This is a genomic window from Carnobacterium mobile DSM 4848 (assembly GCF_000744825.1).
Taxonomy (GTDB): Bacteria; Bacillota; Bacilli; order Lactobacillales; family Carnobacteriaceae; genus Carnobacterium_A; species Carnobacterium_A mobile.
This window is the reverse complement of sequence record NZ_JQMR01000001.1, coordinates 1,986,963-2,009,210: the sequence shown is the minus strand read 5'-3', so window position 1 is coordinate 2,009,210 and position 22,248 is coordinate 1,986,963. Positions and strand designations below refer to the sequence as shown.

General features: G+C 34.7%; 24 protein-coding genes and 1 pseudogene. 5 read left to right on the top strand and 20 right to left on the bottom strand.

The features are described 5' to 3' along the window. Positions 1 to 24: 24 nt before the first annotated feature. The 5 genes and pseudogenes from BR87_RS09590 to BR87_RS09570 all read right to left on the bottom strand — a co-directional run bounded on the left by BR87_RS09590 (position 25) and on the right by BR87_RS09570 (position 4,541). The gene (locus tag BR87_RS09590; RefSeq protein ID WP_035031458.1) at positions 25 to 849 is read right to left on the bottom strand and encodes an ABC transporter permease; all 825 of its coding nucleotides are present in this window, start codon (positions 847 to 849) and stop codon (positions 25 to 27) included. Next, positions 846 to 1,778 (bottom strand): daunorubicin resistance protein DrrA family ABC transporter ATP-binding protein, encoded by a 933-nt coding sequence (locus BR87_RS09585; protein ID WP_035031455.1) that lies wholly within the window; start codon positions 1,776 to 1,778, stop codon positions 846 to 848. The genes BR87_RS09590 and BR87_RS09585 overlap by 4 nt, the downstream gene beginning before the upstream one ends. A gap of 104 nt (positions 1,779 to 1,882) precedes the next feature. Further along, entirely contained in the window at positions 1,883 to 2,308 is a 426-nt protein-coding gene (locus BR87_RS09580; protein ID WP_035031452.1) for a DUF2871 domain-containing protein, read from the bottom strand. Positions 2,309 to 2,605: 297 nt separating this feature from the next. Beyond that, positions 2,606 to 4,041 (bottom strand): annotated as a pseudogene (locus BR87_RS09575) (6-phospho-beta-glucosidase). Between the two features lie 182 nt (positions 4,042 to 4,223). Continuing rightward, a complete protein-coding gene (locus BR87_RS09570; protein WP_156959107.1) occupies positions 4,224 to 4,541 on the bottom strand; it encodes a hypothetical protein in 318 nt (105 codons plus the stop codon). A gap of 156 nt (positions 4,542 to 4,697) precedes the next feature. Between BR87_RS09570 and BR87_RS09565 the strand changes: the two genes are divergently transcribed. Then, entirely contained in the window at positions 4,698 to 5,102 is a 405-nt protein-coding gene (locus BR87_RS09565; protein WP_051929799.1) for a zinc ribbon domain-containing protein, read from the top strand. Positions 5,103 to 5,282: 180 nt separating this feature from the next. Here BR87_RS09565 and BR87_RS09560 read toward each other — a convergent pair whose 3' ends face one another. The 3 genes from BR87_RS09560 to BR87_RS09550 form a co-directional block, all read right to left on the bottom strand. Then, entirely contained in the window at positions 5,283 to 5,567 is a 285-nt protein-coding gene (locus BR87_RS09560) for a YkvA family protein (RefSeq protein ID WP_051929797.1), read from the bottom strand. Between the two features lie 434 nt (positions 5,568 to 6,001). Beyond that, a complete protein-coding gene (locus tag BR87_RS09555; RefSeq protein ID WP_035031440.1) occupies positions 6,002 to 6,343 on the bottom strand; it encodes a DUF1516 family protein in 342 nt (113 codons plus the stop codon). A gap of 184 nt (positions 6,344 to 6,527) precedes the next feature. Next, on the bottom strand, positions 6,528 to 7,169 hold the full coding sequence (locus tag BR87_RS09550; protein WP_244877051.1) for an NADPH-dependent FMN reductase: 642 nt from the start codon (positions 7,167 to 7,169) through the stop codon (positions 6,528 to 6,530). A 275-nt stretch (positions 7,170 to 7,444) separates the two neighbouring features. Here BR87_RS09550 and BR87_RS09545 point away from each other — a divergent pair, with 275 nt between their 5' ends. Beyond that, positions 7,445 to 7,759 (top strand): PadR family transcriptional regulator, encoded by a 315-nt coding sequence (locus BR87_RS09545; RefSeq protein WP_035033094.1) that lies wholly within the window; start codon positions 7,445 to 7,447, stop codon positions 7,757 to 7,759. Between the two features lie 2 nt (positions 7,760 to 7,761). Beyond that, a complete protein-coding gene (locus BR87_RS09540; RefSeq protein WP_035031439.1) occupies positions 7,762 to 8,304 on the top strand; it encodes a DUF2812 domain-containing protein in 543 nt (180 codons plus the stop codon). A 216-nt stretch (positions 8,305 to 8,520) separates the two neighbouring features. Here BR87_RS09540 and BR87_RS09535 read toward each other — a convergent pair whose 3' ends face one another. The 6 genes from BR87_RS09535 to BR87_RS09515 form a co-directional block, all read right to left on the bottom strand. Next, a complete protein-coding gene (locus BR87_RS09535) occupies positions 8,521 to 9,612 on the bottom strand; it encodes an FUSC family protein (RefSeq protein ID WP_051929793.1) in 1,092 nt (363 codons plus the stop codon). A gap of 287 nt (positions 9,613 to 9,899) precedes the next feature. Further along, entirely contained in the window at positions 9,900 to 10,625 is a 726-nt protein-coding gene (locus BR87_RS09530; RefSeq protein ID WP_035031436.1) for a glucosamine-6-phosphate deaminase, read from the bottom strand. Positions 10,626 to 10,738: 113 nt separating this feature from the next. After that, complete coding sequence (locus BR87_RS13080; protein ID WP_244877050.1) at positions 10,739 to 10,915, bottom strand: M28 family peptidase; 177 nt, start codon at positions 10,913 to 10,915, stop codon at positions 10,739 to 10,741. Positions 10,916 to 11,286: 371 nt separating this feature from the next. Then, positions 11,287 to 12,450 (bottom strand): MalY/PatB family protein, encoded by a 1,164-nt coding sequence (locus BR87_RS09525; protein ID WP_035031433.1) that lies wholly within the window; start codon positions 12,448 to 12,450, stop codon positions 11,287 to 11,289. After that, positions 12,443 to 13,207: a MurR/RpiR family transcriptional regulator gene (locus tag BR87_RS09520; RefSeq protein ID WP_035031431.1), complete on the bottom strand. Its 765-nt coding sequence runs from the start codon at positions 13,205 to 13,207 to the stop codon at positions 12,443 to 12,445. Before BR87_RS09520 ends, BR87_RS09525 begins: the two co-directional genes overlap by 8 nt. A gap of 26 nt (positions 13,208 to 13,233) precedes the next feature. Then, positions 13,234 to 14,529 (bottom strand): PTS sugar transporter subunit IIC, encoded by a 1,296-nt coding sequence (locus BR87_RS09515; protein ID WP_035031428.1) that lies wholly within the window; start codon positions 14,527 to 14,529, stop codon positions 13,234 to 13,236. 279 nt (positions 14,530 to 14,808) lie between these two features. Here BR87_RS09515 and BR87_RS09510 point away from each other — a divergent pair, with 279 nt between their 5' ends. Continuing rightward, positions 14,809 to 15,636: a sulfurtransferase gene (locus BR87_RS09510; protein WP_035031423.1), complete on the top strand. Its 828-nt coding sequence runs from the start codon at positions 14,809 to 14,811 to the stop codon at positions 15,634 to 15,636. A gap of 330 nt (positions 15,637 to 15,966) precedes the next feature. Here the strand turns inward: BR87_RS09510 and BR87_RS09505 are convergent, their stop codons facing one another. Together BR87_RS09505 and BR87_RS09500 are read right to left on the bottom strand one after the other, a co-directional pair. After that, positions 15,967 to 16,188 (bottom strand): helix-turn-helix domain-containing protein, encoded by a 222-nt coding sequence (locus BR87_RS09505; RefSeq protein WP_035031420.1) that lies wholly within the window; start codon positions 16,186 to 16,188, stop codon positions 15,967 to 15,969. A 10-nt stretch (positions 16,189 to 16,198) separates the two neighbouring features. Continuing rightward, the gene (locus BR87_RS09500) at positions 16,199 to 16,675 is read right to left on the bottom strand and encodes a DUF2975 domain-containing protein (RefSeq protein ID WP_035031416.1); all 477 of its coding nucleotides are present in this window, start codon (positions 16,673 to 16,675) and stop codon (positions 16,199 to 16,201) included. Between the two features lie 224 nt (positions 16,676 to 16,899). On the opposite strand from BR87_RS09500, the gene BR87_RS09495 reads away from it, so the two are divergent. Next, complete coding sequence (locus tag BR87_RS09495; protein WP_051929791.1) at positions 16,900 to 17,502, top strand: hypothetical protein; 603 nt, start codon at positions 16,900 to 16,902, stop codon at positions 17,500 to 17,502. A gap of 82 nt (positions 17,503 to 17,584) precedes the next feature. Here the strand turns inward: BR87_RS09495 and BR87_RS09490 are convergent, their stop codons facing one another. From BR87_RS09490 to BR87_RS09475, 4 genes are all read right to left on the bottom strand, one after another. After that, positions 17,585 to 17,962 (bottom strand): iron chaperone, encoded by a 378-nt coding sequence (locus BR87_RS09490; protein WP_035031413.1) that lies wholly within the window; start codon positions 17,960 to 17,962, stop codon positions 17,585 to 17,587. A gap of 432 nt (positions 17,963 to 18,394) precedes the next feature. Next, positions 18,395 to 18,898, bottom strand: a complete 504-nt coding sequence (locus BR87_RS09485; protein ID WP_035031410.1) for a cupin domain-containing protein — start codon at positions 18,896 to 18,898, stop codon at positions 18,395 to 18,397. A gap of 42 nt (positions 18,899 to 18,940) precedes the next feature. Next, a complete protein-coding gene (locus BR87_RS09480) occupies positions 18,941 to 19,789 on the bottom strand; it encodes an aldo/keto reductase (protein ID WP_035031403.1) in 849 nt (282 codons plus the stop codon). A gap of 195 nt (positions 19,790 to 19,984) precedes the next feature. Further along, the gene (locus tag BR87_RS09475; RefSeq protein ID WP_035031400.1) at positions 19,985 to 21,901 is read right to left on the bottom strand and encodes an endonuclease MutS2; all 1,917 of its coding nucleotides are present in this window, start codon (positions 21,899 to 21,901) and stop codon (positions 19,985 to 19,987) included. Positions 21,902 to 22,248 lie beyond the last annotated feature (347 nt).

The following is a 22,248-nucleotide window of genomic DNA, read 5'->3' as shown; positions in this document are numbered from 1 at the left end:
TTCTTTTTGTGTAGATATAGCTTCTTATTTTCCAGCAGCTGGTTTACGAGAAATCTTGTTAAAATCAGCATGGACAAAAGAATTGGTAGCTAAGAATAAAAACAAGCCGCCAAAAACAGCCATAACAATTCCACTCATCCAAGGTGTTACGACAAATCCATTGAAATCAAACGCCAAACCTAATTTCAACCATTCTGTTTGCGTTAAGCCGCCTTTTTCCAACATAATCGTTCTAAAAAATGCAGTTGTATAAGTCATCGGGTTAAAATACGAAACAAATTTCAGGACTTTAGGTAAAAAGTCGATGGGAATATAGGCTCCTGATAAAAATGTGAAAGGTAATACAACAGCTTGCTGTACGACTTGAAAAGTAGATGAGCTTTTCACCATAGAGGCTAAAAACAATCCTAATCCCGAAAATACCAATCCAACTAACATTAATGCCAGTAAGACATACAAAATCGTTTGCCACTGTTCAAATCTTAATCCAGTGAAAAATCCAATAATTAAAATTAGAATTCCTTGAGTTGTTGCAATTGTAGCGGCTGAAAGAATTTGTCCCAAGGCGACTTGAAAACGACTGGTCGGGCTGACTAAAATCTCTTTCATAAAGCCAGAGACTGTATCGTCAATTGTTGAAGTTGCAATATTTAAAGACGTTTGAAATACAGTCGCCACAATAATCCCAGCTAGTAAGAAAGCTGTTGGATCTTCTACTTGATCTGTTTTGAATATTGAATTAAAAACATAGAGGAAGAAGAATGGAATAACAAGCGACGTAATAAGTTTTACTCGATCGCGAACAAATCCTCGAATGTTTCTTAACCATAGTGCTGTGATAGTTCTCATTCTGAAGTCTCCTCTCTTATTTCTTTACCTGTAATTTCTAAAAAGACATCATTCAATGTTCCTTTATTAATCTCTAGATCTTGAATTTCTTCTTTAAATGGTTGAATAAAATCCAAAAACGCTTGAATATCGTCTACATCTACATCAACATAAAAAGTTTCTTTTTCTTTTTGATAACCAAAATGCTGCTTTGTTAATGCCTCTTCAAATTTTTCCGGCTGATTGACATGTAAAGTTGCTTTGTCTTTTGTATAGTTTCGTTTTAAGTTTTCAGGAGTATCGTCTACCATGATTTTTCCATCATCCATAATTGCTACATGATCGCAAATCTCAGCTTCATCCATATAATGAGTTGTTAGAAAAATGGTAATATTCTTTTCTTTTTGCAGCTTGGTAATGTATTCCCACATCCGATTACGTGTTTGAGGATCTAGACCTGTTGTGGGTTCATCTAAAAATAACACTTTTGGGTAATGCAACAGTGCACGAGCAATTTCCACCCGTCGTTTCATACCACCTGATAGACTAGAGACGCTTTTATCTTTCCAATCCAGCAAATCGACAAGGTCTAAGACAAAATGGATTCGTTCTTTCACTTCACCTTTAGGAATACCATAGAAGACACAATGCATATTCAAATTTTCTGAAACTGTCATTTTTTCATCTAAAGTTTGTGACTGGAAAACGACTCCAATGGCTTTGCGGACTGCATCTTTTTCTTTTGAAACATCCTTCCCATCGATCAGTAATGTTCCAGACGTTTTTTCCATCATTGTGCACAACGTATTGATCGTAGTACTTTTACCCGCTCCGTTTGGACCAAGGAAAGCAAAAATGCTGCCTTCTTCGACTTCAAATGAAACATCATTAACGGCTGTAAAATCACCATATTTTTTAGTATAATTCTTCACTTCAATAATCGGCTTCATCCTCATTCTCCTTTCTTGACTCTCCTGACTCGTATCCTACTTCTTATAAAAAATAAATGCATTTAAAAAGATGCAAAATAATTTTCTTTAATAAGCTAGACTTATTAAGATTTTTTCTCATCGCCGATAAGAGCATATAGAAGAACAAACAGTTGTATGATAGCTACCGTTAAAAGAATATGTGCTAAGCCGGCTACACCAGAAATAGCAGCATTTGCTCCTGAACTTAAGTCTGTTCCTAAAACCGTCGTAATACCTCTAATCGTCAGCATCAGTAAAGTCGACAATAAGCCTACATTATAAATCATGTAGAAAGGCTTAAACTTTTTGTATTGTGTAATATGAAATACTTTCTCAAACAGCATTAAAATCAAAAATGTAAACATTCCTAACATTAAAGCATGCGTATGAAGCACGCTCAGCGACGTCCATTCTGTAAAATTATAGATATTAGTAAATTCTCTGTAAAATAAACCAGCTGCTAAACCAAAAACAGCATAAAAAAGACTGGTATTTAATAATCGTTTCATTTGTATTCCTCCTTAGAAATTAAAAATAAATGAAATCAGTTGAATGAATTACATTAAAAAACATCTCTATTTTCTCTTTTTAAAATAACTCACTCCTAAAGTTACACATGTGTAACTTTATGAAATTAGTATACCTATAGATAACTTTGTTGTCAAGAAAGTGGAATTAATTAACTAAAAATAATCTTGCTTCTTTGAAAAAATCTAATAGGCCAACAAAAACACCCACCTATTTATAAATAGATGAGTGTTTTATATGATAGTTAATTCTATCTCTCTAGTGATTCAATTTTTATTTTACATGGACAAGTCTTCTCCGTTGCTGGCGATCACTTTTTTGTACCAGTCAAAGGATTTTTTCTTAAAACGAGCTAACGTTCCATTTCCTTCGTTGTCGCGGTCAACATAGATAAAACCGTAACGTTTTTTCATTTCGCCTGTACCAGCACTAACCAAATCGATACAGCCCCAGCTTGTATACCCCATCAAGTATACGCCATTTAGTTCAACGGCATCTTTCATCGCTTGCAAGTGTGCTGCTAAATATTCGATGCGGTAATCATCAGCCACATATCCATTTTCATCTGGTTCGTCTACCGCGCCTAAGCCGTTTTCAACGATGAAAAGAGGTTTTTGGCAGCGGTCATACAATGAATTCATCGTCGTTCTTAGTCCTAATGGATCTATTTGCCAACCCCACTCGCTCACTTCCAAATAAGGATTTTTTACAGAAGCAAAAATATTGCCAGAAGTTGTTTCATTTACCTTTGGATCAGTCGAAACAACACGTGAAGAATAGTAAGAGAAAGAGAAAGAGATGAAACCTACCGTATGTTCTTTCAACAACTCTAAATCTCCATCTTCCATTTGAATCGTGACGCCTTCACGTTCTAGTTTTTTCAAAGCATAGGCAGGATATTCTCCGCGCGATTGAACATCGATAAAGAAGTAGTTCTCACGGTCAGCTTCTTGCGCTTTGAAAACATCTTCTGGATTACAAGAGTAAGGATAGTAATGCCCAGCAGCCAGCATACAGCCCACTTGGTTTTCTGGATCGACTTCATGAGCAATACGGGTAGCAATGGCACTCGCTACGAGTTCATGATGAGCCGCTTGGTATTTTACTTGCTCTTCATTTTCGCCTTCTTCAAAATACAATCCCGATCCCATAAATGGAGCATGAAGAATCATATTGATTTCGTTGAAGGTTAACCAATATTTCACTAGCCCTTTATAACGACGGAAAATAACATTACAAAGGTTTTCGTAGAATCCGATCATTTCGCGGCTGCGCCATGCACCATATTTCTCGATCAAATGTATGGGACAATCAAAATGCGTAATGGTCACTAAGGGTTCAATACCATATTTATGACATTCTTTGAATAAGTCTTCATAGAATTGCAGACCTTCTTCGTTTGGTTCAGCGTCGTCTCCCATTGGGAAAATACGGCTCCATGCAATCGATAAACGATAGGTTTTAAAGCCCATTTCTCCAAATAATGCGATATCTTCTTTATAGTGACTATACATATCAATAGTCTCTTTAGCTGGGTAAAAGTGCTCATCATCAAAATCAAACATTTTTTGTTTTCCTGTAATGATCGGGAAGCGATCTTTCCCAGTTGGAACCACGTCTACGTTCGCAAGTCCTCGTCCGCCTTTATCATAGCCACCTTCACATTGATTGGCAGCTGTAGCGCCGCCCATAAAAAGTCTTTTCTAAGTCCCATATATATATCCTCCTTCAATCCTATTCAGCGAAAGCTGTAATGTTTACTCATCTACAAGATGTAGCATAGTGATTTTTCCTTTGTAAGCCCTTTAAAATATTTTATCCGTACAACCTGAATTCAGGAAATGGCCCTTTATTTGATGACTTTTATAATTTTTCCGCCTAGTACTACAGCAGAGCCTACAGAACTGATAATGCAACGGCTTCTCCTTTCATTGGTGAGACAACCGTTTCTTCAGCTCCGCTTACTGTTGTTTGGATAGCTTCATCCTTATCATTGCTGGATACAGCTGGACGGTCTTTATCTGCTAGTGCATCTTCTTCAGTAACAGGCTCTTTATATAGAAGGAAAGAAATAGCAAAGGAAACTACGATACTGATTGCTGCACCGATACACTCTAAATAAAAATAGCTCAACGTATTGTCTCCAATGTAACATGGAAGAGTCAATAATCCGGGAGACCCACCAGAAAAGTTTCTTACTTTAGTCATCCCCACAAAAAGTCCACCGAAATAAGAAGTGCAAGAAAATTTAATAGCACGTGAAAAATAACTTTGTTGCTGAAATCAGACTAAAGCCGGTCGCAGCTTTTTTTTGACATGTTATACTTATGAATACTAGAAGAAAGAAATCAGAAAGAGGCGGCAAATCGAATGGAAAAAATCAGAACCAAATTTCAAATATTTATGATTGGCAGATATGGCGTGGATAAGCTTTCAACCTATTTGCTTTATGGAGGATTAGCTTTCGTTTTCTTATTTAGTTTGCTGAAATGGACACCCGGAAGTTTAATTGGATGGGTAGCCATTCTCATTGGTTACTATCGAGCTTTTTCTCGTAATCGTACTAAGCGCTATCAAGAAAATCAAAAATTTTTGACTTTCATCTATCACCTTAATGATAAATGGAATAAACAACGAAATAAATTTCATCAGCGCAAAGTGTACAAATACTATTCTTGTTCTAATTGTCATAAAGAGTTTCGAGTTCCACGAAACAAAGGGAAAATAAAAGTTACTTGCCCTCATTGTAAAGAGCAATTCATCAAAAAAACCTAGTTGGCAGCTTCCCAACTCATACAATAAAATCCCGTTTCCTATCTTATCGAATTTTTCTGAGAGCAGGGACGGAATTTTATTTTTTTCTGTTTATTATCCTTTCCTAGCTTCTTTTGGAATATTTTTTATAAAACCATTAAGTAAAAAAAGAACTACCACGAGGGTAATTCTTTAAATAGCCTATTGAACTTTTTCAGCCTCTTTTATGACGTTGTTATTTTTCACTTCAGTATTGTCTGACAGTAATTTATTCGCAATAATCAGCAAAATCGGAAGGAGCACATCATCAGCATAACCCGCTACAGGAATAAAATCCGGGATAAAATCGATAGGACTAATGATATAAAAAATAATCGCTGCAACCATCAGTTTCTTTTTCCCGCTTACTTTTGTACTAAAAAGAGACAATACAAGAGATTTTACTTGTTTCACCGGTGTTTTCTTTTGTTTTTGAATCATTTTCATTTTTCATCTCATCCTTTATCATGATAGATTCGGAAAATCAGTTAATTTCATTACCAAAATTCAGAGACAGAGTGGATGCTTTTTGCAATTGAGTTATACAATTTATCTTTCGGAAGTCACTAACAATGAGACATTGGACACAACTGCTTATTGTTCTATTGTCTTCGTTTATAGATTTAGTATAACCGATTTTTTCTTTAAATAAATCAGTCTAGAGTATGAAATATATGATGAAAGTATTAGGCTGTCAGACTATAAATATGATCACCTGATTTTTAAAACAACGTATACAAATAATTTAGCTATACATAAGCTCCATACTATTTCTCTTTAAGGAACACTATGGCATCGATTTTGAATGAGACAAAGAAAAAGCATCTCAAAAAATAAACACATTTTGAGATGCCTTTTTTGTTTTTTATTGTATTGCTTTCTTAAGATACAAACGGACGTCCGCCTGCTAAAACAAGTCCGACAATAGCCGTTACTACTACTAAACCAACGAGCACATTTTTCAGCATCTTTGTTCCCTTTTTGCCAAAAGCCATTTCACAGATAGCGATCGTACTTAATCCAAGTAAGATTTTTACTGTTGTTAATACGGCTTGAGAATCGAACGTATACATTGCTAAACGAATTCCTGTTGCAATCAAGACTAAATAAACGACTCGAATGACCATAAATAGAGCCTTCATTTCTTTATCTTGGTTAAATAATTTTACTAAAATAGCAACAAATATCAATATAAAAGCTGTTAAATGAATGTGTAGCCACATATGTTTATCCTCCTCTAATAATAAATGATTTCTTTGAATTTCATTGTAACACTAGTGTCACTTTCTTTCAATCAATAACATTGACCAGCTTGATAGTATTTCCTCTTCAAAAAAACTCTTCAAAGCAGGCACGTTTTACCGTACTTGCTTTGAAGAGCGTTTAAAAAGTGTGCTAATGTTAACTTTAGCGAATCGTACTGAAAGCTTTTGACCATAATAATAAATCATCAAACATACCTTGTGCATTTACTTTATTGTAATCATTTGGTTTGAAAATACTCATGTTTTCAAAGTCCGTCATTAATGAGAAGTTTGTTGTTGTGTGAACAGAAGCAACGCTCAATTCACCTAAGATAGAACGCATATCTTCATGAGCACGCGCGCCGCCTAAACTGCCGTATCCAACCATTGCTGCTGCTTTGTTCGCTACTTCTGGCTTTAAGTAATCTAAAGCATTTTTTAACGCTCCGCCTAATGCATGGTTATATTCTGGAGTGATAAATACATAGCCATCAAATGAAGCCATTTTTTCAGACCAAGCTTGAATTGCTGCCCCTGCTGCGGCTTGACGATCTTCAGAAAGTTTAGCTCCTAATAACGGTAAATCATAATCTGCTAATTCAACGATTTCGTATTCTACTCCTTCGTCGTTCCTATTTACTGCAAAGTCATGGATCCATTGTGTTACTGCTTCTGAGTTTCTTCCTTCACGTACGCTTCCTGAGATAATACCGATTTTCATATTGTTTTTCCCCTTTTCTTCTGTTTGTGATTTTTCCCCAAATATTGCTTCGCTCATTCGAGTGAATATTGATTTACTGTTCAATGCGTTTCCTCCATTATGTTAGTTTAATTGAAGGTAAACCATCAATTATTCACTTACATTTCGTAAGTGCTTATTTAGTATGCCACAGAAGAAGTTGCATTGCAACACTTATTTTTAGTAAGTTATTATTTTTTATATTGATCTATAGTAGCCACCCATCCAAGGGATAAGAAACCCTTTAGAAAATAGCATCGCGATGCGATATTATTTTCTTGCAAATTATATCGCATCATGATATAGTATATGCATCAAATACATCGAGGTGTGGTACATTGATCAACGAAAAATTAAAACAGCATTATATTCCAATGACTGAAACGGCCTTCTATATTCTTCTATCCCTAGTTTCACCAAAACATGGATATGCCATTATTGATCATGTTGAAAAGCTGACTAAAAAACGTATTTCATTAGGTCCGGGAACCATTTATGGAACTTTATCAAAGATGAAAAAGGATGGTTTGATCGAGCCCGTAAAAGAAGAAAGCAATCGAAAGATTTATCAAATCACGCCAATGGGAAAAGAAATTTTAGATAGTGAAAAAGCACGTATTGAAGAACTCTATTTCAACTCTAAAGGAGAGCTATAAGCATGGAAAAAAAAGTGTTAAAATTCATTACAGTGGATCAATTAGAGAAAGAACAAGACTTTTTGCATCGTATGGCTTTAGAAGGTTGGCATTTTACAAAGTATAAAAACTTGCGGTACCACTTTGAAGAAGGTAAACCGGCAAACCATATTTATCGGATCGATTATAAAGAAACGTTAGAAGACTTAGACGAATATTTAACTATTTTTGAAGATGCAGGTTGGGAAGCTGTTTACTCTTACCCCATTTTCCAAGGCAGTTGGGTTTATTTTAGAAAACTTAGTACAGACGAAACGCAATCTCTTGAGATCTTCACGGATAAAGATTCAATGATTGGTTTGCTGAAGAAAGTGAGAATGCAATGGACCTGGTTTGGAACGTTTATGTCATTTATTTTGCTTTTTATCCTATTATCAAACGTATTCACTACCAAATCCCTTATTAGCGGTATTCCAATAACCATTTGTTTCCTAGTCATTCTAATTCTCTATGGGAAAATATTCGTTAATTTAACTAAAAAAATCAATCATTTAGAAGAGAGATGATGCAAGAAATTTTCTGCTGAATCTCCCCTAATGGCACAATTGTTCTATCTCTACTGCTGTTTGCTTATTAAAAAATAAAAAATCTGTCCTTACACAAAAGAATGGTCATTTGTGCAAGGGCAGATTTATTGATTTCGTATTCCTATCTATTGCAAAAAACATAGCCTCTTCATTTCCAGTACTGAATCGAAATATAGCTTTGTCATACTCCGCTTCTTAGTCTTCTTTTTTTGGAGATTTGAGATATGTTTCAGGAAGGCCGTTCTCCCCTTTAAACAACTTAATGGCACCTGCAATCAATGCCGCTCCGATCAATCCAATAATACTTCCTAAAACTAACCCAATGAACCGATTTCCTACTAACTCATTGACGAAAGCGCCGCTTGACAAGTTTGCCAGTAGTAAAGCCAGAGGATTTGTAAAGAAGTTAGCCAACCCATAGTTGCGTACCATGGCATACTCTACAAAAAAATTCAAAATCATAATAACAATAATCGTCTGAATCACATTCAGGTCTAATGAAAATAGGAACATTCCTAACAGCAGTCCAAAAATTCCTCCCACTACCCGTTGAACATTCCGATACATAATAACCATCAATTCTCTGCCTTGCAGAACAGCCGCACAAGAAATCGTTATCCAATATGGATTGCCTAATTCTAAGGCTGATCCTAGGTAAGCAGCAAAGAAGATGATCCCCGCATGGTGAATAGAAGACAACAACAATTCTGGGTCATGCTTTAGAGCATAAATAAATTTTGTTTTAAAAGCTACAGTCGTATATTCTTCCTTTTCTTTAATCAATGCTCGATGGGCTATGCCCACCAAGGAAGCCATCAAAGCGGCAGTCAGAACGCCATAAGCTACATAACTTGCAGCCCAGATTATTTCTGAAAATCCTAATGTTAATCCTGTTCCCATAGAGTTCACCATGATGATGAAGAAGGCTCCAGGTTTTGGCAAATCAAGTATTCTGAAAACCAAAAGACTGATTAAACTGACTATCCCAATCGTAATAGGAATCATCCAAGGTATAGATGTTGACAAGGCTCCTGCTAGAAAACTTAGGACCAGACACACTCCTACTCCAAGTATCCGTCGCATTAAAAACTTTGTCGGAATAGGCTGATAATACAAAAAGGCAAAACCTCCAAGTGCTCCAAAAGTGCCAATCTGCATATTGTTCAGCAAAAAACCTGTCATAAGTATAATTCCGGTAGTCGTTCCTGCACCAAAAACGCGTAATAAAGAATCTTCTGTTTTTTTAATAGTTGTTATTTCTTGAAAAAACTTTTTTTTCTTTTCCATTTAAAAAAACTCCTGATTCCATAATTGATTTTTTGCCTCCTATTTTTTTAATAAATAGTAATACTTAAATTAGTCAAAACTAATGATAACTGCAAAATCACAATTCTAAATCATCAAAAAAAAGAAGACATCATTTAATTACATTATACCTTCTTCTCCCTATTATAAAAATACTAAAATAACTACATCTGTATGTTCTAAATAAAAAACCACAACAAGATAAAAAATCGGCAAAGAAATTCTGCCGATTTTTTATCTACTGTAACTATAAGTTTAATAGTCTTAAATTATTTTTTTAATAACGAAGCAGCTGCCTCGTCAATGATAACACTAACGTTATCGTGGTTTCTTAAAGCAGTAACAGGACATTCTGGAGTAATTTCGCCTTCTAAGAATGCTTGAACTGCTTCAGCTTTATGTTCACCTGAAACTAACAATAATACCTTTTCAGAATCTAAAATTTCAGAAAAACCTAATGTAAACATTTCAGCTGGTGCTTCTTCTCTAGTAATTCCATATTCTTTCATTGTACTTTGAATAGTCGATTCTTCATGCTGAGCCAAAAACATGGTTGAGTCAAATAGAGTCCCTGGTTCGTTGGCCCCAATATGCCCATTTGTTCCAACTCCTAGTATTTGGATGTCTCTTTTGTTTTGGGAAAGAAGCTCTTTGTATCCTTCAATCTCTTGATCAGGGTTTTCTGTTTCTCCATCAATCAAGTATGCCTGTTTGGGTTGGTTTTGAATTAAATTAAAAAGGTTTTCATACATATAGGTGCGAACAGTGTATACAGCATTTTTTGGACCTACATACTCATCTAGATTAAAGATGGTAGCATCGCTGATATCTAGGCCATCGTTTATCCCTTCTACTAAATACTCAAATAACCCTCTAGGAGTGCCTCCTGTATTTAAAGAAAGTACCGGTTCTTTGTTTTCTTCAATAACTTCTTTCAATACTTCAAAAGCTTTCTTTGACATTTCCTCATAATCTTTTACAAAAATTGTTTGCATATCTTTTTTCTCCTTTAAGCTGCCTCAACTTTACATCATTCTCATTGCTGAGGCAGTTATTTTTTATCTATTTCTATTCTACCATACTTATTTTTGTGCTTTTATCTCTTGTTTTAGCGATTGAGCTGTTTTCCCGCGATAATAGTTTCTAATGCAGAAGTAACGCCTGCTGCTCCATCGAAAGCGCCACTATTAACAACAGAATCATAATGAGAACCAATCATAACAACTGGTGCATCTTTTAATTTTCCTTCTTTACGACCGAATAACGTTGAAAGCCATCTTCTCAATCGGAAAATAGTGTAAACAACGTTCTGAGAGCACTAAGAAAAAATATGCATGTTTAAACTATTTTTCCCCTAGAATTATTTACACTTAAAAAAACTGATATTACCTTCCAAAATTAAAGCAATCATTCATTTTTCATACCATTTGTAATCCATCACTATCTAAAACGAAATCAAAAAAAGAGAATTACTTTATTAGTAACCCTCTTTTAGTGTTTAAAATCGTTTAACGGTTATCGTCTTTCTTACAATAATTAATTAGTTTAATCCTACTATCTCCCGTTAGCTTTACACAAAGTTTATGATAAGTTTTGTAGAAATTTTACGACTATTTATCCGTTTTATTTTGTTTAACAATTCTTCAAAGCTGACTATTAATAGTGATCATAATACTCTTTAAATTTTTTAATCGCTGTTGTTAATAGATCAGAACTTGTTGCTACGTTTATTCTTACATAGTTTTCGTAATTCTCGATAAAACGAGAACCTGTCTCAATCAAAACTCCTGTTTCCTTCGCTAATTCAATAACAAACGAGTCTATATCCTCAATTTTATTTAGTTTCATCCAAATAAGATATCCAGAATCGGGTTTTTCGATTTGAATTTGAGAGGAGTTCAGTAGTTTTTCAACTAACTGGATATTTGTCTTAATTTGCTGAATCATTCTGACATGCCACTCATTGCCATATGTGTATACAATTCGGATAAATTCCATTCCTACTCGGTTAATCGTAATATGAAATTTCTTTAGTTCTGCATTTATGACTGCTCGTAAGGCTTCATCTTTTACAATGAGATAAGAGGCATTTAAGCCTGATAAATTAAATGATTTATTTGGAGAACTACTGACAATGATATTAGGATAGACATCCATGTAATGAATCAGTGAATTAAACGGCTTGTCTGAAACATTGATTTCGCCGTGAATTTCATCTGATAGAAGAATAATGCCATATGCTTTACACAAATAGACAAGTTTTGTAAGTTCTTCATTTGACCAGATTTTACCAGAAGGATTATGCGGATTACAAAATAGAATCGTCTGTATTCGTTTTTCTTTTATCGTTTCTTCTAATAATTCGAAATCAATTGTATACCCGTTTTCTTCTAAATTTAAAGGAAAAGTAACCCTTTCTCCAAAATTACTTGCAATGTCTTTAAATACCCCATAAACAGGAGTAAAAAGTAAGATTGGTTTATTGTCTGCTACAACATGTGCTGCTAAATGAAGACTGGCAATCGTTCCATTAGCAGGGATTATCCATGATTTATCTATACTAGTTCTTAATTTACTTTGATACCAGTCTACAATACTGTTAAAAAAAGCATCGCTCACATCAAAATACCCAAAATCGCCTTTTTTAATAACATCGATAAATTTTTCTTGAACCTTTTTATCTGGCTTAAAATCAGTATCCGCAATAAATAAGGGATAAATGTCTGCTCTGTTTGTTTTAAACCGTTTTTCAATATAATGAGCATCCCATTTTTTAGATCCATTCCCTCTTCTGTCTAAAATATTATCAAATTCATTCAACGTAATAACCTTGTCCTTTCTTGTTTTCTTCTATAAATTTTTTCATAATAACATTCATGGCAATATGAGAATTTAATCTCGTATCTATATCAGAATCAGAATCAGGACTATGTGAAGTATACAATACTTCGGTAGCAAGACTTTCTAGGGGTGAACCATGTTGTTCAGTAATTAAAAGAATGTATATTTTTTTTAAACTAATTTCTACTACTGCTTCTAGTAATTCTGGCGGTCTGCCACTTCTTGATAAAACAATGACGATATCTTCATTTTCTTTTAAGTTTCTGGCAGAAACGCGCATATATCTAGAGTCATCATATTGTTCTACATGTTTTCCTAAAAGTTGTAATTTTATTTGGAACATTTTCCCGATAAAGCTATTCATGCCCATTCCGTAGATAGTAATTCTTTTCGCTTCAATCAATTCATGAATCATTTTTGGTGTAATGGATTCTTGAACAGCATGGAATGTGTCCAGTAACAAATCTACTTCACTATTTTTTTCAATTACCATGTCCTCATTTATACGAAATCTTAAAAAGAATTCATCTTTAAAATGCAAAAAACTTGAATACTCTAATTTTTTAGTTAGTCTATGAACACTTGTTTTTGATACGTTAAAAGTATTAGAAATCAAAGCTATGGTAAAGGTTTCGTATTCAAATTTTTCCTTATTTTCGATAATGTTATGCAGAAGATTCTTTTCCATATCGGTTAAGCTATCTGCGTGCAAGGATATTTGTTTTTGCAAACTCATGATAATCACCTTTTCAATCGTATTGTTTAAGCCCCTACCTTTTCGTCGTTTAAATATTGCTGGTCTAGTGCTTTAACAAAAGGATAATAGATTACAACTGAAACGGCAACAGCTATTACTTGAACGACTGCGCCCTGCCAACCTGCTACTAGAAAGCCGGAAACGATGGGAGGTGTTGTCCATGGTGCTAAAACCCCATTGAAGATAGGCATAAAACCAATCGCCATTGCAAAGTAAGCTATTAACACAGAAATGATGGGTGCTAATGTAACTGGAATCAATAATAATGGATTAAACATAATAGGTAATCCAAACACAATCGGTTCATTGATATTAAACAACGAAGGAACTGCACTAAGTTTTGACATAGCTTTTAGTCTAGATGATTTTGCGACAATTAACATAGCAATTACTAATCCTAACGTTATACCAGCTCCTCCAATAGTTGCAAATTGATCCAACATTTGAGTTGTTCCAACGTTACCAGTTTCGAATGTTAATTTTCCTTGTTGATATAAGTCTAAGTTTTCAACAGAATTCGCATTTAGCAAAGGGTACATAATAGAATTTACAACTGTTGGGTGAACGCCAAACCACCACAAGAATCCATTTAGTCCTCCTACAATAGCAATAATCCAAACATTTGAAGTAAATCCTTGTAACGGAATTTGAATAATACTATAAATTAATTCATGTAAAGAACCAGAGAAGTGTGTAGCTATTCCGCCCAAAATCAACATAACTGAAACCACTAAGAACCCTGGAATTAATGAACTGAAAGCTTTAGACACCATATCTGGTACGCTTTCAGGCATTTTGATAATTAAGTTTTTCTTCTCGCAAAGACGAGTAACTTCAACGGTTAAAACGGCAACAATCATAGCAGTAATAACGCCTTTTGTTCCCAACCAATTAAATGGCAATACATTACCAACGATTTCGTTTGTTTCCGTCAGTACCTCCTTTGGTGTCACAACAATATAAGATACCATCGCTAAAACCATATTAGATAAACGATCCATCTCATATGTTTCTGCTAATTTATAAGCAAATGTTCCGGCTGTAAAGAGACCTAACATGTCAAAAGTAGCTTTAGAAGCACTACTCAAATAAGAAGACCAGTCACTGCCAAAAATAGAAGCCATAAAATCACTATATCCAGGAATAGGAAAGTCCATAATCAATAAGAATAAAGACCCTATAATCGTAAGAGGCATAATAACTAAAAATCCCGAACGTAGTGCAATAAAGTAATTCAAGTTTGTAACTTTAGAAACTTTTGGAACCATTTTTTCTTCAATAAATGTTATTAATTTATTCATCGTAAATCTCCTCGCTATAATTATTATTGCGTTTTCATTATAGTAGATTCTCATATACTTGCCTATTCCTGTTTATGGAAAATTTTCCATAAACTCGGTTCTTTTTTTCAAAATCATGAAGCCTTTAAATTCGTTTGGCTTACTTTTGTGTTGCATAAAGTAAATGAAGTGCCTATCGTTAGCAGTATGTTGTATACTGTTGACTAAAGGATAGAGTTTTTTTCTTCTTACACAATAAAATTGTTGGATTTAGAAAAACATATTTTCTTAGGAGGGCTTATGAAAAACTTTGTGACACAATCATGGTTAGTAGAAAATAGTTCAAATGATAATTTAGTATTGCTGGATGCTCGTGCAGAATTAAATGATGCAGCAGCAGGTTTTACTCAGTATAAAGAAGGACATATCAAAGGTGCTCACTTTGTGTCTATGGAAAATACAATGACTGGAGAAGTTGGCAGACATGGAGGCAGACACCCTTTACCAGATATGAAAATATTTATTGCCGAGATGAGAAATTTAGGGATCAGTGATTCCTCTACCATCATTATTTATGATAACGGAGATTTGGCGATGGCGGGTAGATTATGGTGGCTGCTAAAATACGCTGGTAAAGACAATGTATTTTTATTAGAAGGCGGCATGAAACATTGGCTTGAGAATAGACTAGAAACTACTACAGATATTCCAGAGCCTAAACAATCGACCTCTTTAAGTTTAACTTTAGATAAAACAATGATTGCTGAAATTGCAGACGTAAAGACAGCTGCTGCATCAAAAGATACAGCCATTGTCGATTCCAGAGCATATGAACGGTATGCAGGACAAGTGGAACCATTGGATAAATTGCCTGGACACATACCCAATGCTTTAAATTATCCTTGGATGGATTTAGTCGATGAAGGGAACATCATAGATAATGAAGAAATAAGCGAAAAATTTAAACCTCTTAAAAACTACGAAGAGATTATTGTTCACTGTGGTTCAGGTATCACAGGGACAGTAAATGTATTATTCATGGAAGAAGCGGGATTAAAGCCAAAGTTGTATCCCGGCGGTTACAGTGATTGGGTTAGTTACGATGAGAATGAAGTAATAAAAGATTGAAAAAGTAACCAGATAGATAAGTAAAGCAACTTTTGACAGCTTGATGAAACACCGTGCTAACTAACCAAGCTTAAAACCTAGACTTTTTATTTACTTTTAATAAAATCCATAAATAGTGCTCCTTAAGAAGCAGACTTCTTAAGGAGCTTTTACGCTTTTTATTCTAGTAAAAATTGAGCATTAAATTTGTTAAAACCTGTTCACTTACTATTTCTGGAGGTATTTTTTGTGCGTTACAGCGAGGATACAACTGCTGTGATAATAAAAAATACGACTAGAGATTAAAAACAACTTTTCTTTTTCTTATTATGTTGTGTGGTATCTACTTAATTATTCTTGAATGTCTTCATCACTTTTGTATTCTAAAATATCTCCGGGCTGACAGTCTAACGCCTTACAGACAGCTTCTAAAGTGGTGAGGCGAATCGCTTTTGCCTTTCCATTTTTCAAGATAGAGAGATTCGCCATCGTGATTCCAACCTTCTCCGAAAGTTCCGTTACGCTCATTTTCCTTTTAGCCAACATCACATCAATATTGATTATAATTGCCATATTATTCACCTCAGACCGTTAATTCATTTTCTGATTTTATCTTAATCGCTTCTTGTAACAGCCTCTGCAGAACTGCAGCAAAAACGGCAATCACCAGTGAAGCAAAAACAGGAACCATTCCGACTAAGACCATACCAGGGGCATCATCCATTTGGGCTAAGCCAAAAACAAATGGCAAAACTACTAAATATAAGCCACTGATTAGCAGTGCACAAAACTTGATATTTTTTAACGCTTTAACTGACAGATCAGAAAAAGCTTGGTTCTTATCAATATGATTTAATAGCTTACACGCTTGGTATAAAGCAGCGAAAAATGGTAACACAGATACATACATACCAATCAAAATAGGATATAATAATTGATCATAGGCTGGGCTTGCTGGATTATTAATTAACCAAGTCAGTCCAAATAAACTCAATGCAAGAACAGGGAGCCCAATAAGAAGAACAGCTAACTTTAAAAAGAGTGTAGTACCTTTTTGCATAAAAAACACCTCATTTAATGATTATTTATTTTACTTTAGCACCTTATTTATCGCAATACAATATATTTATATCGAATTACGTTTTTCTTAAATTATATTAAATAAACAGCTATAAGAATAGTTAGAAAATAGGACTGAATCCTTTTTAAATCTATTGACTTCTCTTCTATCATTTATCAAAATAGAAGAGAATCAGAATTATTTATCATGGAAAGGAGATTCTAATGAATACCACTAACATCGATAAACAAAATAGTCATTTAGATTTAAAGAACAAAGATGTACAAAACGTTCTCGCACTCTACGAGGATTATGCGGAGGCGCCTTATATATCGCCAAAACGTGATTTGGCTGAATGGTTAAGCTCGGTCAGTATCGGTTCAGGAAGTACAGTGCCTAAACGAAATATGCTCCGGTTGGAGGAAGACATCCTTCCTGGCTACCTTATTTTATTGTGGCGCATAAATTTTGGTACATTTACGAATACGAGTGTTTTCCCAAAATATTTTGAATACGACTACGGTATCAATGCAAAGCAAGCCTTAGATGAAGTTCAACAAAAAGGTTATGCAAAAGAACTTTCAGCGACTGATTCATTAACTCATTTTAACGCTGCCCAATTAAAAGCGATCTTCAAACAGCTTGAGCTGACAGGCTATTCTAAATTGAACAAAACAGAGTTGATGGAACTAGCTAAAGAACAATTAACAGAAGAACAGCTTGCTCCTCATTTCAAAGTCAGAGGTTATCAACTAACACCAGCTGGAAAAGAGCTGCTTGAAAAATACTCTGAAGTTATTGATCGGCATCCAAAAAAGAAATACTGATTTCAAACAAAAAAAGTATGCTGCATCCCTATCATTAAGGGCGCAGCATACTTTTTAAAAAGAGCTGTATTTTTTCAATTCGTTAACAGGAAATATCCTCGCCGGCTCTCCGCTTTTCAATCGTTTGTTTTATAAACGTTTCAAGTTCTGTTTTACTGATATCAACTGTCTTTTTTATTCGAATGCAGCCTTTGCCATAATTAAATCCTTCTAGTAATTGGTCAGCATTTTCAATTTTTTGTATGCTTCCAACATATAAACTGACATACAACTTTTGTGCATTTAAACCAAATACTTGTGTTCCCTCAGCACTATAAGCCAACATTTTATATAAAATTCCCTCTTCCAGTTCAGGACCATACTTTAAAATGAGTTCTCTTATTTGCAACAACTTTTCTTTCCGCCAATCATTTTCAAGCAGTTCAACATATTCTTCGGGGCTCGTTGCTTCATACTGCATAATGATCTCTCCCAATTCCATAAATTTTTTAATGATTTTTTCTTATTGCTTGTGACAGAAAATGTTCTATTCGTTATTTGTTTATTTCTGACAAAATAGGCAATCAAAATGGATCTAAGCGTTGTATAGATTTAAAGATATCTTAGCATGAACGAGCTTATGATGGTGAAAATTTATTCCCAGTAAAAAAACTTTAATAGGAAAATATTGCTATTCTTTAATATACCTCCTGCTATATCTGGAACTTCCTTCACTCGAACTGCCAGAGTTATAAATTGATCACGTTACTTTCTAACACAAAAGAGAGAACTGCCATATCAGCAATTCTCTCTTTTGACGCATATTGTAATCTTGCTATTTTAAACTTTGGCAACTTTACCAATTTTTTTAAAACCTAGTTTCTTATGATTTTGACTACTACAATAAAGGATACTAGGTCCAATACTTTAGTACCACTCCATCTTCTCCTTCAACCGGATCTTTATCGGGCTTAGCAACAGATGCGACCATTTGTTTGATGGTCTCATAATTTTCTGCTTCGCCTTTTTGTATATCTGGCTCAAGTCCATCAGGATAGGCACCTACTATTTGAAATTCATCGTTTGCATTGATGCGCTTATGAGCCACGCCTGCAGGAAGCAGGAGAACATCTCCTTTGGAAAAAGAATAGGCTTCCGCATCTGGCCCACCAAGCTGAACAGTTGCTTCTCCAGCAATACACGCTAATACTTCATGGGTCGTGGCATGAAAGTGATGGTAGGGAAAGATGCCATTTACCCAGCCATTTGAGTATCCATTTTGTTCAAATAAAGCTAACACCTTCTTTGCTGAATTCGAGCCACCTAGTAAATCCGTTACTCTTTTGGGATAGTAAAGAACAGGGAGCGAATTATTAGGAAATGGTTGGTTTTCTTCGACATAAAACGTCTCTGCCATAGATCTTGACTTCCTTTCTTATACGTCTAATCAAAAGATATCTTAATCAAACTCTTCGTACTCATTTGGATGTTGACCTTCTACTCTGCCAGCTTCTCCTTTATCTAAAGCATCGATTTTTTGAAGATCTTCTTCTGCTAATTCAAAATCAAAAACATCCAAATTCGCTTTTTGGTGTTTTGCGGAAGAGGCTTTTACAATTGGCAATACCTGATTCTGTAAATTCCAACGGATAATAATTTGAGCTGGTTCTTTTCCATATTTTTCAGCAAGAGCTACAATCGTTTCATTTTCCAATACATCGTTGATCTCACGGCCAAACGGGCTCCATGCTTCTGTCAAGATGCCCATTTTTTTATTGGCTTCGACTAACTCTTTGTTATTAAAGTAAGGGTGGCGCTCAATTTGATTGGTAGCAGGAGTGACACCTGTCTTTTCAATAATACGTTCAAGGTGCTCCGGCAAGAAGTTCGATACGCCAATCGTTTTGATCAAACCGAATTTTTGGGCATCCACTAATGCCTGCCAAGCTTCTTCGTATTTATCTTGTTTAGGTAATGGCCAGTGGATTAAATATTTATCAAAATAGTCGATACCAATACGATACAAGGATTCTTGAATCATCTTGATTGCTTTATCATATTCATGCGCCATACCTGGAAGTTTTGAACTGATAAGCAATTCTTCCCGTGGGAGACTTGAACGACGAATGGCTTCACCAACCATCCCTTCATTCATATAGTTAGTTGAAGTATCTATAAGCCGATAACCCGTAGAAATTGCCGTAAGCACACTGTTCAAACCTTGTGCTCCTTGGACGTTTACTGTTCCAAACCCAATAAACGGTAAACTCATTCCATCATTCAACTCGAATTTCTCTATTTTTGTCATCTTGTTTTCATCCTTTCTATGAATAATATCTACACTATCCAGTATAAAGGATTAAGATAAGACTATCATGTAATACGCTTACTCCTTCTTTTAGGTATCATAAAAATCCCCACCATAGTAGGCTAGATTTACTTGCTATTTCTAGTATCTACTATGATAGGAACTCTGGTTTTTTCTTATTACGTCAACTAGTCATTAATTTTTCTCTTCAGCTCTTCTTTCCTCATCTCTTTGTTTCATTTCTTTATTTAATTGTTTTTGTGCTTTTTTAGATCCACGCTCTAGATCTCTCTGCATCTTTCTCGTTTGGTAATCAGTAAACAAGTTCTCTAAATCATAGTCTTCTGGATATAATTCATAAGCTGCCATCACTAGCTGAATTCTTTGTCTTGGGACTTCCACAAGATGTTCTTCGATATAAACAGAAACATTGTCTGAACCATCGTCTTCATAAACTAAACCTTTCTTTTGACTTTCTGTCAGAAGAACACGATCACCTCTTCCAAAAGAAACTCTCACCTTTTTGTCTATTTTAATCTCCATTTCGTTTTTTAGAAATGTTTTTCTCTTGGTTTGATAGTCTTTATTACCCATATATTCTTGCGCTTGTTTAATCAAAGAAGATGCCATATTGACTTTTTTAGCGATCCAAAGAGCTTGGCTGTCGCCGCTTTCTCCTAAATGCAAAATGAACTTAGGAGTTAGAGTTTCTCGATCAAATTCCATTGCTGCTGGGATAAAATCTTCATGTTCTTCAGCAAAACGTTTAATTTCTCCATAATGCGTTGTGGTCACGACTAATGCTCCCTTAGCATATAGTGTTTCTAGAATCGCGATAGCTAAAGAAGCCCCTTCATTTGGCTCCGTTCCGCTACCAATCTCATCTAATAGAACCAACGAATGTCGTTTTACTTTATTCAAGATGGAAGCAATGTTTGTCATGTGTCCAGAAAACGTACTTAAAGCATTTTCCATACTTTGGTGATCCCCAATATCTACAACTACTTCATCGAATACTGCAATATCAGTCCCTTTTTGTACAGGAATTTGCAATCCAAACATTGTCATCAAAGTTAATAACCCAACTGTCTTTAATACAACGGTCTTTCCACCAGCGTTTGCACCCGTAATGACTAAGCCACGATGCTCTTCACCTAAAATAAAATCTAAAGGAACAGCTCCTTTGGGTAGAAATGGATGAATTCCTTTCTTGATCTGGATTACCTCAGATTTATTTACTTTTGGAGTGACCCCATTGATTTCTCGACTATATTTTGCTCGAGCAAAAATAACATCAAAAGCAGTGATTGTTTCCACCATAAATTCAATAATGGATTCTTTCTCAGCCAAGTAACCTGTTAATTCAGCTAAAACTTGATATTCTTCAGCAACTTCTTCAGCCTTTAGCATAATTAATTGTTCATTTAATTTTGCTACAGCTGCCGGCTCAATAAAAACTGTTGTTCCTTTATTAGATTGTTCAATCAAGTTTCCTGCTACTTTATTTTTATAACTGGATTTGATCGGAACAGTATAATGCCCATCTTTTTGAACAATCATTCCATCTTGAATCATTTCTTTATTGCTAGGATGTTTTAAAAATTTCATCAACTTATCCTGAAGTTCTTTTTCAGTTTCACGAATTTGTTTACGAACTTTTCTTAAAGTTCTTGAGGCAGCATCGCTTACTTTTTGATGTTGTATTTTTTGATAAACTTCTTCTTCGATTTCTAATAAACTTGGCAAACTCTTACTATATTGATACAGCAGTGGCGTTTGATATTGATTCTTTTCAAAAAACTTATCGATCATTCGACTGCTCCTAAGAAAATCTGCGTATTCAATCAAGTCATTCGGGGATAAGACCAACCCTTTTTGAACTTGTGATCTTAAAGCATCAATTCTACTTAATCCCATAAAAGGCACATGTTGATTACTATCTAAGATCAAACGCGCTTCTTGTGTTTCTTGCTGCCAAACTTTCACGGTTGCTAGACTTGTTTGTGGCAAAAGTTCCCCAATACGAATTTTGCTATAGTTTCCAATTGCTCTAGCTTGTACTTCTTTTTGAATGTCATTAAATTGTAATTTATTAAGTGTTTCTTTATCCATAGCTCTCTTCCTTTCCACTGAAGAGATACCCGTCCTAAAATAAAACATTAAACCTAGAGAGTACAAAAAAAGACGATAGTCATACATACTATCGTCTTTATAATAAAAAAAATTCTATTTATCGACAGGTATCACTTATAAGCATGCCAAATAAACTTATCGTTTATCGGCTATTCAACTTATTGGTTAGATACCTGCTACACTCACAAAACATATCCCCATTCATCTAGGTTTTATTTATTCTCACTGAAAATATAACAAGATAAACTTTATTTGTCAATAAAGTGTTTTTAATGAATAAGAAATTATATATCTGATCTTTCATATAGAAAAAACATGTATTAAGC